This is a genomic window from Aeromonas sp. CA23, assembly GCF_002587065.1.
Lineage (GTDB): Bacteria > Pseudomonadota > Gammaproteobacteria > Enterobacterales > Aeromonadaceae > Aeromonas > Aeromonas bestiarum.
Map to the genome: position 1 here is coordinate 4,251,799 of NZ_CP023818.1, position 12,120 is coordinate 4,263,918.

Below are 12,120 nucleotides of genomic sequence, written 5' to 3' on the forward strand. Positions count from 1 at the left end.
GGATGGACGCCTCACGTTCATGGAGCCCGAGCGACAATGACCCTACCTAGCGCACGCCGGCTTGCCAGCGCACTCACAGCCCTCACACTGCTCAGTACCCCGGCCCATGCCGAGATCGATCTGGGTTCCCTCGACGTGTTCGCCCACGACAGCCCCACCAGTCCTGTCCCCAAGGGGCTGGTGCTGGGGACGGCGGTCATAGGCGGAGATGCGCGCTATCAGGCGCAAGATGCCGCAGGCTACGTCATTCCCGGCTTCATCTACTTTGGCGACCAGTTCATGTACCTGGGCGATCGGGCCCGCTACTACTTCTACAAGGATGAGACCCTGGCCGCCTACGGCTATGGCCGGCTGCGCTTTGGCAACCTGGATCCCGACGAATATGTGCAGTTCAACGGCATGGAACCGCGCAAGTGGGAGCTGGAAGGGGGCATGGGAGCCAGCCTGATCACCCCCTACGCCCTGCTCAGCACCCGCCTCAGCACGGACGTGACCGGTCGCAGCCAGGGCCAGGAGCTGTTGCTGTGGGCCGACTTTCCCATCATCCGCGACCGGCTGCTCATCATGCCCGGCATGGGGATGATGATCCGCAGCAGCAAGCTGGCGAACTACTACTTCGGCGGCGTTTCCGAGAGCGAGGCCACGGCGCAGCGACCAGCATGGGACACGGGGGCAACCCTCTCACCCATGGTGGCCATAGTCACCAGCTACCGCTTCACTCCCAACTGGATCGGCATGTTCGCCGCCAACTACGAACGCTATGACGAGGAGGTTGCCAACAGCCCCCTGGTCCAGCACCAGGGGGAGCTCTACGCCGGCTTCGGGATCGGCTATATCTGGTAAGCCGCGCCGCCACGCCATCACAACCAGGAAGGGAGCCCATGGCTCCCTTCCTGGTCTGGCAACATGGCCGTAGCTGTATCAGAGGTCGGCCAGAAACGCCGCCAGAGCCTGATTGACGAAGGCGGGATTTTCCAGCGACGAGATATGGCCCGCAGCCGGGATCTCCTTGAAGGGGCAACCCAGCACCTCGGCCATCAGGTAGCCTTCCAGCACGGGGCGTGCCTTGTCTTCGCACCCCGTCATCACCAGCGCAGGCATGGCCATCTCTTCCAGCCAGTCGATGCGATCTTCCCGGGTCACGAAACTGCGCCCCACCGCCACCATGGCGGCAATCTTCTCCCCTGGCCAGGCGGCGAGACGCCCCTTGAAGTCGGCCATCAGGGCCACATCCGGCTGGTTGGCAAAGAACAGCGGCGCCACCTGCTCGACGATGGGGGCCGGTATGGTGCCGAGCTGCCCAATCATGCCCAGCATGCCGAGGTAACGTTCGCAGGTGATCTGCGGCTCCAGGCCGACGAAGCTGTCCATCAGCACCAGGCCCTTGATGCGATTTGGCGCCATCCTGGCCAGCTCCACACCCCACATGCCACCGATGGAGAGGCCCACCAGCACGCACTCGTCGATGCCGAGGCCGTCGAGCAGGGCCAGGTGATCCCGCGCCAGGGTCGCCAGGGTGCAATGGCCTTCCGGCAGCAGGTCGGAATCACCGTGGCCCCACAGCTCGGGCACAATGCAGCGGTACTGGCCCTTGAGCGCGGCGACTTGCGGCGCCCACATGGCGCTGTCCCACAGGTAGCTGTGACCAAACAACAGAACCGGGCCCTGCCCCTCGTCCAGATAGGCCATTTGGCGGCCCGCTATCTCCATAAATTGCTTCATGTTTTCTCCTGTTGCCAACTGCTGATGATGAGACGGCAGTGCAAATCGCCATAAATGGCTTCATGTTTTTTCCATTGCCAGCGGCTGATGAGGCGGCCGTATGAATCGCCATAAACTGCGTCATGTTTTTCTATTGCCAGCGGCTGATGAGGCGGCCATCACAAGCGCCATAAATTGCCTCATGTTTTCTTCTGTTTCTGTTGCCAGCGGTTGATGGGGCGGCAGTGTAACACGTCGCCCTTGGCAGTGGCGCCTCCCTGGTGCAAGCTGGGGTGACGCACAAAAAGGACTCAAAAAGGAGAGAGCCATGCCCAAGGAAAAGAGCAAGAAACGCCCGCGCCTGGACAAGAAATGCTACGAGCACCACCTCGCCCACCTGCAGGAGGAGCTGGTCAAGCTGCAAGAGTGGGTCAAGCAGGAGGGACTGAAAGTGGTGGTGCTGTTCGAGGGACGCGATGCCGCTGGCAAGGGGGGCGTCATCAAGGCGATCACCGAGCCCCTCAACCCCCGGGTCTGCCGGGTCACGGCCCTGCCCGCCCCCTCGGATCGGGAGCGATCCCAGTGGTATTTTCAGCGCTATGCCGCCCACCTGCCCGCCGCCGGCGAGATGGTGCTGTTCGACCGCTCCTGGTACAACCGGGCCGGGGTCGAGCGGGTGATGGGCTTTTGCAGCGACAACGAGTATCGCGAGTTTCTGCGCGCCTGCCCCGAGTTCGAACGCATGCTGATCCGCTCGGGCATCACCCTGATCAAGTACTGGTTCTCGGTGTCGGACGAGGAGCAGGAGAAGCGCTTCAAGGAGCGCATCAACACCCCCATCAAACGCTGGAAGTTCAGTCCCATGGATCTGCAATCCCGTTCGCGCTGGGTGGAGTACTCCCGCGCCAAGGATGACATGTTCACCTACACGGACACGCAAGACAGTCCCTGGTTCGTGGTGGAGGCGGACGACAAGCGCCGGGCCCGCCTCAACTGCGTCGCCCACCTGCTCAGCAAGGTGCCCTACGAGGCGATCCACTACGAGCCCATCACACTCCCCCCCATCAAGACCGAGGGCTATGAGCGCCCGCCCCTGACCAGCCAGACCTTCGTGCCCGACATCACGGCCGCACTGGAAACCTGAGCAGAGGCCAGGGAACCAGGCCTGCCGGACGAGCCCCGAACGGCAGGCAATAAAAAGCCGGTCTTGCGACCGGCAAAAAGGCATTGAATTTAGTGGAAAATCTCGGTGCCATCAGGCTCTTACATAGCGAGCCATGCGCGGGAAGGCTTGTTCGTTGGCATCGAACAGGTAGCAGGCTTCGGCCGGAATGCCGACGCTGTACGCCTGACCCGTGGCCACGTCGATATCGGAGTGCGCCTTGACGGTGAAGTCGTGGCCATCCACATCCATATAGACGAAAGACTCGGCGCCCAGATGCTCGGCCACCTGCACGACGCCGGTCACCTTGCTGTGCGCATGGGGGTGATCCAGGGTCACCAGGTGCTCGGGGCGAATGCCCAGCTCCACCTTGTCACCGACCGCGCCGCGACGGGCATCTACCCGCGCCCGCACCGTATCGCCGGAAGTGAGCTTGACCACGCACTCCTGCTCGCCGATTTCCAGCAACTCGCCAGCCAGGAAGTTCATCTTGGGGGAGCCGATGAAGCCCGCCACGAACTTGTTGTCCGGGTTGTGGTAGAGATCGAGCGGGGTGCCGAACTGCTCCAGATTGGTCTCGGCATCGCCCTTGAGCGGGCTCAGCACCACGATGCGGTTGGCCAGCGTCATGGCCTCCACCTGATCGTGGGTCACGTAGATGATGGTGGAGTTGAGCTCCTTGTGCAGCTTGGCGATCTCGATGCGCATCTTGACCCGCAGGGCGGCATCCAGGTTCGACAGGGGTTCGTCGAACAGGAACACCTGGGGCTGCTGGACTATGGAGCGACCTATGGCCACCCGCTGGCGCTGACCGCCGGAGAGGGCCTTGGGCTTACGGTCCAGCAATGGCTCAAGCCCCAGGATCTCGGCGGCACGCATCACCCGCTTGTGGATGTTCTCCTTGTCCATCTTCTTGAGCTTGAGGCCGAACGCCATGTTCTCGTAGATGTTCATGTGCGGGTAGAGGGCGTAGGACTGGAACACCATGCCCACGTTGCGCTCCACCGGCGGCACGTCATTCATGTAACGACCGCCTATGGTCAGCTCACCGCTGGTGATGTCCTCGAGCCCTGCGATCATGCGCAGCAGGGTGGACTTGCCGCAGCCGGACGGGCCGACGAAGACGATGAACTCCCCTTCCTTGATGGCCAGGTTGATGTTGCGCAGCGTGTCCTTGTGGACCGCCGGATCGTAGTTCTTGCGAACGTTGTTGAGTACTACTTCAGCCATGACGAGCTCCGCTCTTAAATCTGTGCAAATCGTGACGGCGGGGGGAGTCAGCTCCCCCGGCCATTAAAACCTTAACCTTTCACACCACCAGCAGTGAGGCCACCGACCAGCCAGCCCTGCGACAGACCAGCAGGAACACCTTGGTGCTGGCTGTGTGGCGCATGCGGCAACACACTTAACCTTTCACGCCACCGGCAGTGAGGCCGCCGACCAGCCAGCCCTGTGACAGACCAGCAGGAACACCTTGGTGCTGGCTGTGTGATGCATGCGGCAACACACTTAACCTTTCACGCCACCGGCAGTGAGGCCACCGACCAGCCAGCGCTGCGCCATCAGGAACACCACTGTGATGGGCAGGCCAGACAGCACAGCGGCCGCGGCGAAGTCACCCCACAGATAGTTCTGCGGATAGAGGTATTGCTGGGCACCGACCGCCAGGGTCAGGTTGTTCACATCCTGCAGCAGGATGGAGGCCACGGGCACCTCTGTGATGGTGCCGATGAAGGCCAGAATGAACACCACCGCCAGTATGGGCACCGACAGGGGCAACAGGATCAGGCGGAACGCCTGCCAGGGGGTCGCACCGTCGATGGCTGCCGCTTCTTCAAGCGAAGAGTCTATGGTCTCGAAGTAGCCCTTGATGGTCCAGACGTGCAGCGCTATGCCGCCCATGTAGGCCAGGATCAGGCCGCCGTGGGTGTTGAGACCCAGCCAGGGCACATAGTCACCTATCTTGTTGAACAGCGCATAGATGGCCACCAGTGCCAGCACGGCCGGGAACATCTGGAAGATCAGCATGCCCTGCAATATGGTCTGCTTGCCACGAAAGCGCAGGCGGGCAAACGCATAGGCACAGGTGGTCGACAGCGTCACTATCATCAGCGCCGTGATGCACGCGATCTTGATGGAGTTCCACAGCCAGGTCAGCACGGGGAACGGCGGCGGCGTTATGCTGCCATCGGCGTTGGTGATGGACATGCCCAGCGCCAGCTTCCAGTGATCCAGGGTCGGATTGGAGGGGATGATCTCCCCCACCGAGAAGTTGCCGTTACGAAACGAGATGGCGATGACCATGATCACCGGGAAGATGATCAGCGCCAGGAAGCCCCACATGACCAGGTGGGTTGCCCACACCCGGTATTTGACTGATTTGGGTTGTACGATAGCCATTGAGAAGCCTCCTTACTGTTGCTTGTCGGCTTTGGACAATTTCAGGTTGAGCAGTGCGAGCGCGCCGACGATCAGGAAGATGGCGGTGGCGATGGCACTGGCCAGACCGTAGTCCTGACCACCCGAGCCCTGGAACGCGATCCGGTAGGTGTAGTTCACCAACAGATCCGTGGTCCCGGCCGGGGTACTGGCGCCTATGATGTCCGGTGCCCCGTTGGTCAACAACTGTATGAGTACGAAGTTGTTGAAGTTGAAGGCAAAGGATGCAATCAGCAGCGGCGTGAGCGGCTTCATCAAGAGCGGAACCGTGATCTTGAAGAAGTTCTGCACCGGACCCGCACCGTCCATGGCGGACGCCTCATAGAGATCTTCCGGGATGGCTTTGAGCAGGCCCATGCAGAGGATCATCATGTAGGGGTAGCCGAGCCAGGTATTGACGATGAGGATCATCACCTTGGCCAGGAAGGGGGTGGTGTACCAGTCCGGCTTGATGCCGAACGCCGCTTCCAGGAACAGGTTGATCTCGCCGAAGTTCTGGTTGAACAAGCCCTTGAACACCAGGATGGAGATGAAGGCCGGTATCGCGTAGGGCAGGATCAGCATGACCCGGTAGAAGCCGCGACCTCTGAGCTGCTCCCACTGCACCAGGCACGCCATCACCATGCCGATGGCCAGGGTGAAGGCCACTGAACCGGCGGAGAAGATCACGGTCCAGACGAAGATCTGCATGAAGGGACCCTGGATACCCGGGTCTGTCATGATGCGCACGAAGTTTTTCCACCCCACGCTCACCACGAAACCGGGGGCCATGCCCTTGCCGACAAACTGTCCCTGCTCGTCGATGTATTGATAGAAGCCGGTGTCGCCGTTGGGCAGCATCAGCTCGCCGGTCTGGGTGTCACGCAGCAGATTGCTGTCCTTGATCACCACGCCGGACTTGAGCACGGCGCCATCCATCAGACGGGTGTATTGCTGTTTCTGGGCGGCAAACTTGCGCAGGCTGCTCAGGGTCAGGTGAGTGCCGCCATCCGGCAGGACCAGATCCAGGTCACTCAGGTGAGTGCGATGCTCAACGATGGCACGGATCGGGGCGGCCTTGCTTGCCGCTTCGCCAGTGAAGGGCTGCAGTTCGACCACTTGCTGGGTGCTTTGCACTCGGCCCTCACGGGTCGCCAGCTCACGCGCCTTGTTGTTCATCAGGGAAACAGGTTGACTGATAAAGGATTGGTCGTCCTGTTTCAGCAGCAGCTGAAACTGATTGTTCTCACCACCCAGCAGGGTGAAATCGAACTCACCGCCCGCCACCTTGTAGCTTTTTTTCAGATGGTAATCCCGCGCCTGCTCGAGGGAGAGCAAGTTGGATCCCGAATAGTTGGTGAAGGCGATGCCGATCGTGTAGGCAAGAGGGAAGATGATAAACACAACCATGCCAGCCACACCGGGGAAGATATAGCGGTGGGCATAGGTCTTCTTGTTCATGAAGACATACAGACCGACGGAGACCACCACCAGATCGAGCAGAGCGAATACCCACTCACCGCTGGCGTACATCATCACGGCCGCATAACCGTTGAGGATGGCTACCAGAGCAGCGATGGTCCACTTAAGCCAGGTGTGCTTATCCTTCGGACCGGCATAGGATTCAATAGAAGGTACTACTTCCATGCCAATTAACCTTTATAACGCCAAGAGAGATTTGAGAGAGTGGGAGGCCATTGCGGCCTCCCGGGTAATGCATGCTTACTGAACGATACGCTTGGCAGCGGTATCCAGGGCTTCGTCAACGCTCTGACGGCCGGAGGTCACGTTCTTGAGGGCAGTTTCGAAGGAAGACCAGAAACGGCTCATCTCAGGCACGGACGGCATAGGCTCGCCATTCTGGGCGTTTTGCATGGTCGCCTTGATGTGCGGATCGGATTCCAGAGTCTTCTGGAAGGACTTCAGTGCCACGGCGCCCAGCGGTTTGTCGGCGTTCACCGGTGCCAGACCGGCGTCGGTCAGCAGGTAGTTTTCCAGGAACTCGATGGCCAGATCCTTGTTCGGGCTGGCGGCGTTGATGGTGGCACCCAATACGCCAACGAAGGCTTTGGCCGGCTTGCCGTTCAGGGTCGGCAGCGGCGCTACGCCGTACTTGATGCCGCTCTTGTCCAGGTTGCTCCAGGCCCAGGGACCGTTAATCATCATGGCCACTTCGCCCTTGTTGAACTTGGCGTCCATCACACCGTAGTCGATGCCTTTTTCCAGGTGACCGGATTTGATCATCTCGGAGATGTAGCCCACACCGGCCTTGGCGCCTGCGTTGTTCACGCCGGTGTCTTTCACGTCATAACCGGTAGCGGTTTTCTTGAAGGCGTAGCCACCGTTGGCAGCCACCAGCGGATAGCTGAAATAGGGGGTGTCATAGGCCCACATAATGGCGCGCTTGCCGTTCTTCTTCAGAGTCTCGTCAATCTTGGCGATCTCTTCGAAGGTCTTCGGCGGCTCAGGCAGCAGATCCTTGTTGTAAATCAGGCTGACGGCTTCCACCGCAACCGGGTAACCGTAGGTCTTGCCATCGACTGCCATGGCATCCCAGGCGAACTGTTCAAACTTGGCTTTGGTGGCTGCGTTCGGGGTCACGGGGACCAGCAGACCGGCCTTGACCCACTCACCGTAACGGTCGTGAGCCCAGAAGAAGATGTCCGGGCCGTTGCCGGTGGCAGCGGCTTGCTGGAATTTCACTTCCACCTGATCAGGGTGAGCAACCGTCACCTTGATGCCGGTTTCGGCTTCAAACTTCTTGCCGACTTCAGCCAGACCATTGTATCCCTTGTCACCGTTAATCCAGATGGTCAGTTGACCTTCGTCAATGGCGGCAGTGGCAGAGCAAGCCACGCCCAGAGTAGCCAGACCGATCAGGGATGACAGCAATTTCTTTTTCATGAGCCTTTCCTTGTATTAGTTCCGCGCTGTAAGAGCATTGTGTGCGAGATGAATATTATCCCAAGCCGTCACCGCCTCACATGACGCAACTCGCATTTTTGAAATGCAATTACGTATTTTCTTCCAGAAAGTTCTGAAAACATTTTCTTATTTCAGGGGGTTATCGCCATTTATTGGCATATTCCTCGCCAAAAATGGAAATTAAATTACCAAATGGAAATAAAAAAACACGAATGAAAGGGTTTTCACCTCATTGAAAACCCTTTCATGGTGGTTATTCTGTTTAATTTGTTAACAAAGCACCGAGTTGGTTTCGATGCGACTTACCCCCTTAAATAAAAAGACACCGCAGGGAAGTGCGGTGTCTTTTTGCCAAAAGTGGAAAGCAGATCACATTACGACTGGCGCAGCAGCTGATCCTTGAGATTGGGCGGCACGCCACGAATGGTCAGGGTGTCGGTCTGGGGATCATAAAACACCCGGCTGTTCAGCAACTTCTGCTCGAAGCTCAGGGTCAGGCCACCGCCGGATCCGACGAACTTGGTCAGGCCGCGCAGGGTGGAGCGATCGGCGGGGAAGCGATCTTCCAGCTCATACTCCTGGCCGATGAAGCTGTAAAAATCGAGGTCGCCCTCGCCCGCTTCTTTTGCAGAGAGTTCGGCGGAAAGCTCCTTGATTTCGATCTCTTCACCGGCGCTGGCCTGCTCGGTGCAATATTTGAAGACCTGCTTCTTGTAGTCGTTGCGCTCGGCGGGTTCAAGCTGACGGCTGTCGCAATAATCGTCCACCGCCTGCAGCAAGCCCTTATTTTGCACCTTGGCATCCATCCCCTCGCGGGCACCCAGCAGATCCATGAAGAAGTCGCCCAGTTTGCGGCCGACTCGCCCCTTGCTGAAGGTGATATATCGGCGAGAATCCGGCTGGGTTTTCCATTCGGTCAGATCGATGCGGGCCACCAGATTGAGTTTGCCGATATCCAGATAATGGATATGGCGCAAGTCCAGCGCCTCGCTGACGGTGACGCTCTCCTTGCCTTCCAGCAGGGCAAGCATCAGGTAATCGACCCCGACGTAGTTGTATTTGGCAAACAGCAGCACCCCCTGCTCATCGAGGGCGTGATCCACCAGGTTTTTCACCAGCAGCTGGGTCATGTTGACCGAAAAGGGCACGAATTCGGTCTGTTCGCCGAGCAATTGCTCGAGGGCGATGCGAAAGGCGGGAGAAGGCTGCTTGGGGGCGTCCTCACCGTCGGCCAGCTCGGCGACGGCGGCTTCGGGGTCGGCAAAGAAGCCGAAGCCCTTGCCACCCTTGCCGTTGTAAATGCGATGCAGCTCCGCCATCAGCCCCTGTACCGCCTCATCGGCAGGCAGGGTCTGGCTGCGGGTGTCGGCGTGAGGTTGACCATCGCCGCCCTGGCGCAGGGAGTGAAGAATGATCTTGTCGATATCGAGACTCATGTCACAAAGCCATAGTGTTAGCCGAAAGGGTGAAGTATTATAAGGCGCTTTGAACCGAGATGAACCCAAGATTATGCCCATCGTATCAAAGTACACAAACCAGCAATTTGATGACCTGATGAATGACCTGATCACTGTACTGGAGAAGCACAAAGCGCCAGTCGACCTCAGCCTGATGGTGCTGGGTAACGTGACAACCAATATCATCAACGGCATGGCCCCGGCACAACGCCAGGCGATCACTGAAAAATTTGTCCAGGCACTGACTTCCTCGGTCGACAATCGCCACGACGCACACTGAATCGCCGCTTTTTTTTGACGTTTCTCAAAGCAGATGGATCACTATGGTCGAAACCGGCAACCCCTATCGTGATAATGTCTCTCGCCTGATCACCTGGGGGCATTGGTTCTCCTTCTTCAACATCATACTGGCCATGCTGATTGCCACCCGCTATCTGGGGGCGATCAGCTGGCCGTCGACCACGCTCGGCGTGACCTATCTCATCATCAGCTGGATAGGTCACTTCTCGTTTCTGAGCTTTGTCACCTATCTGTTGACGGTATTTCCGCTGAGCTTCGTGCTGCCCAAAGAGAAGGCGCTGCGCTTCATTTCGGCCATCATAGCCACCCTGGCGCTGGTGCTGCTGCTCATCGACACCCAGGTGTTCCAGCTGTTCAAGTTCCACCTGAACGGTCAGGTGTGGCAGCTGCTGCTGGATCAGGCCCAGACCGAGGAGGGCTCGATCTGGAGCATCATCTTCGTGGCGGTGCCGACCATCTTCCTGCTGCAACTGCTGCTGTCGGCCTATGTCTGGCGCAAGATCAACAAGCGCAAACGCCGCCAGTACGGCAATCAGGTGGGGCTGGCCCTGCTGGTCTGCTTCATTCTGACCCACGTGGTCAACAGCTGGGCCGATGCCACCCTGTATCAGCCCATCACAATGCAGCGCGCCAACTTCCCGCTCTCCTACCCCATGACTGCCAAGAGCTTCCTGGCCAAACACGGCTGGCTGGATCTGGATCAGTACGAGAAGAAGGCCGAATCCCAGGACGGCGACAGCGCGAGCCGCTTGCGCTACCCGCTGCGTCCGCTCAGCGTCAATGCCCCCGTCGAGCACAAGAATCTGCTGATCGTAGTGGTGGACTCGCTGCGGGCCGACATGCTCAATAACATCAACATGCCCAATCTGCAACGCTATGCGGATCAGCACCTCAACTTCCGTAACCACATGAGTGGCGGCAACGATGATGTGATGGGGATGTTCAGCCTCTTCTATGGCCTGCCCGGCCACTATTACGACGACATTCGCAACGACAAGACGCCGCCTGTGCTGTTCGACGAGATGCTGCGCCAGGACTATCAATTCGGCCTGTTCGGCGCGCTGGAAGATGCCCAGAAGTATCGCCAGAGCATACTCTCGGGCCTGCGCAAGCAGGTGTTCGTCTCAGAGCAGACAGATGACAACCAGCTGATCGGCGACTGGCAGCAGTGGCTCGCCAAGCGTTCACCGGACAGACCCTGGTTCTCGCTGGTCTATCTGTCGAGCCCGGGTGATTACCAGCTGCCGGCCAACATCAAGGGGCCCTTCCAGCCCGAACTGACCAAGTTCAATCCGGCCACCGCCTATCAGGCCGAGAACCTGCAAAAGCTGGAGAATCGCTACAAGAACACCGTCTTCTATACCGATCAGTTGCTGGAGCAGATGCTGACCCAGTTGCAACAGCAGGGGCTCAATGAGCAGACCATAGTCGTGGTGACCTCCAACCACGGTCAGGAGTTCAACGAAACCCAGAACAACAGCTGGGGCTATGGCACCAACTACTCGCCCTATCAGGTGCAGGTGCCCTTCGTGCTGGCCTGGCCGGGCAATGACAGCCTGCCGCAGAGTCAGGCGAGCAGTCACCTGGATCTGGTGCCGACCCTGATGCAAAGCATGCTGGGGGTACGCAATCCGGCGCGGGACTACAGCATAGGCCGCAACCTGTTCGACACCAGCCCGCGCAACTGGCTGCTGGCGGGAGATCAGCGCGACTTTGCCATCTATCAGGGCAACACCATCACCCACTTCAACAAGCAGGGTGACTTCGAGTTGCTGGAGCGCAACAGCTACCGCCCCATCAAGCACGGCACCCCCGACATGGGCGTCATGATCCAGGTGATGAACGAGCTGAACCGCTTCTATCGCGCCCCCTGAGGCCAAGCCCGCTCGCAATGAACAAGCCCGCTCTCGCAGCGGGCTTTTTATTCCGTCTCCGTCAGCACAACCTGAAGAGAACACCTCGGCACTCATAGCCAATCGGTGCCTTTCGTCCCCAGTGCCCCGCCAGATCGCCTCCCAGAGAAACGCAAACGTTCGCCCCTCCCTTGCTGAGCTTGCTATCAAAAACACCAGTCTGATCAGGATCATAAAAACAAAATGATAATGATTATCAATCGTTGATCTGGCTGTACCTCTCTGCAATAATCCGCGGCCTTCA

10 protein-coding genes are annotated in these 12,120 nt (G+C 58.9%); 4 read left to right on the forward strand and 6 right to left on the reverse strand.

All coding sequences use genetic code 11. The features are described from left to right. Nucleotides 1-36 precede the first annotated feature (36 nt). Complete coding sequence (locus CK910_RS19570) at nt 37-843, forward strand: MipA/OmpV family protein (RefSeq protein ID WP_098984413.1); 807 nt, start codon at nt 37-39, stop codon at nt 841-843. 78 nt (nt 844-921) lie between these two features. Here the strand turns inward: CK910_RS19570 and CK910_RS19575 are convergent, their stop codons facing one another. Next, nucleotides 922-1,722, reverse strand: coding sequence for an alpha/beta fold hydrolase (locus CK910_RS19575; protein WP_098984414.1), 801 nt, complete (start codon nt 1,720-1,722; stop codon nt 922-924). 307 nt (nt 1,723-2,029) lie between these two features. Between CK910_RS19575 and ppk2 the strand changes: the two genes are divergently transcribed. Then, nucleotides 2,030-2,845, forward strand: coding sequence for a polyphosphate kinase 2 (gene ppk2 / locus CK910_RS19580; RefSeq protein WP_043136951.1), 816 nt, complete (start codon nt 2,030-2,032; stop codon nt 2,843-2,845). Nucleotides 2,846-2,956: 111 nt separating this feature from the next. Here the strand turns inward: ppk2 and CK910_RS19585 are convergent, their stop codons facing one another. The 5 genes from CK910_RS19585 to yejK all read right to left on the reverse strand — a co-directional run bounded on the left by CK910_RS19585 (nt 2,957) and on the right by yejK (nt 9,642). Further along, nucleotides 2,957-4,093, reverse strand: coding sequence for an ABC transporter ATP-binding protein (locus tag CK910_RS19585; protein ID WP_042865784.1), 1,137 nt, complete (start codon nt 4,091-4,093; stop codon nt 2,957-2,959). Nucleotides 4,094-4,372: 279 nt separating this feature from the next. Next, a complete protein-coding gene (malG, locus tag CK910_RS19590; RefSeq protein WP_043136954.1) occupies nt 4,373-5,263 on the reverse strand; it encodes a maltose ABC transporter permease MalG in 891 nt (296 codons plus the stop codon). Between the two features lie 12 nt (nt 5,264-5,275). Continuing rightward, nucleotides 5,276-6,928, reverse strand: coding sequence for a maltose ABC transporter permease MalF (gene malF / locus CK910_RS19595; RefSeq protein ID WP_043557121.1), 1,653 nt, complete (start codon nt 6,926-6,928; stop codon nt 5,276-5,278). A 75-nt stretch (nt 6,929-7,003) separates the two neighbouring features. Next, entirely contained in the window at nt 7,004-8,185 is a 1,182-nt protein-coding gene (gene malE, locus CK910_RS19600; RefSeq protein ID WP_098984415.1) for a maltose/maltodextrin ABC transporter substrate-binding protein MalE, read from the reverse strand. A gap of 395 nt (nt 8,186-8,580) precedes the next feature. Then, nucleotides 8,581-9,642, reverse strand: a complete 1,062-nt coding sequence (gene yejK / locus CK910_RS19605) for a nucleoid-associated protein YejK (RefSeq protein WP_043136962.1) — start codon at nt 9,640-9,642, stop codon at nt 8,581-8,583. Between the two features lie 73 nt (nt 9,643-9,715). Here yejK and CK910_RS19610 point away from each other — a divergent pair, with 73 nt between their 5' ends. Then, a complete protein-coding gene (locus CK910_RS19610; RefSeq protein ID WP_042034515.1) occupies nt 9,716-9,943 on the forward strand; it encodes a YejL family protein in 228 nt (75 codons plus the stop codon). Between the two features lie 43 nt (nt 9,944-9,986). Next, on the forward strand, nt 9,987-11,837 hold the full coding sequence (locus CK910_RS19615; protein ID WP_098984417.1) for a DUF3413 domain-containing protein: 1,851 nt from the start codon (nt 9,987-9,989) through the stop codon (nt 11,835-11,837). The last annotated feature ends 283 nt before the right edge of the window (nt 11,838-12,120 follow it).

Bases quoted from the DNA above. Each gene is read 5' to 3' on its own strand.
- CK910_RS19570 (WP_098984413.1), top strand. From the start codon at position 37: ATGACCCTACCTAGCGCACGCCGGCTTGCCAGCGCACTCACAGCCCTC.
- CK910_RS19575 (WP_098984414.1), bottom strand. From the start codon at position 1,722: ATGAAGCAATTTATGGAGATAGCGGGCCGCCAAATGGCCTATCTGGAC.
- ppk2 (WP_043136951.1), top strand. From the start codon at position 2,030: ATGCCCAAGGAAAAGAGCAAGAAACGCCCGCGCCTGGACAAGAAATGC.
- CK910_RS19585 (WP_042865784.1), bottom strand. From the start codon at position 4,093: ATGGCTGAAGTAGTACTCAACAACGTTCGCAAGAACTACGATCCGGCG.
- malG (WP_043136954.1), bottom strand. From the start codon at position 5,263: ATGGCTATCGTACAACCCAAATCAGTCAAATACCGGGTGTGGGCAACC.
- malF (WP_043557121.1), bottom strand. From the start codon at position 6,928: ATGGAAGTAGTACCTTCTATTGAATCCTATGCCGGTCCGAAGGATAAG.
- malE (WP_098984415.1), bottom strand. From the start codon at position 8,185: ATGAAAAAGAAATTGCTGTCATCCCTGATCGGTCTGGCTACTCTGGGC.
- yejK (WP_043136962.1), bottom strand. From the start codon at position 9,642: ATGAGTCTCGATATCGACAAGATCATTCTTCACTCCCTGCGCCAGGGC.
- CK910_RS19610 (WP_042034515.1), top strand. From the start codon at position 9,716: ATGCCCATCGTATCAAAGTACACAAACCAGCAATTTGATGACCTGATG.
- CK910_RS19615 (WP_098984417.1), top strand. From the start codon at position 9,987: ATGGTCGAAACCGGCAACCCCTATCGTGATAATGTCTCTCGCCTGATC.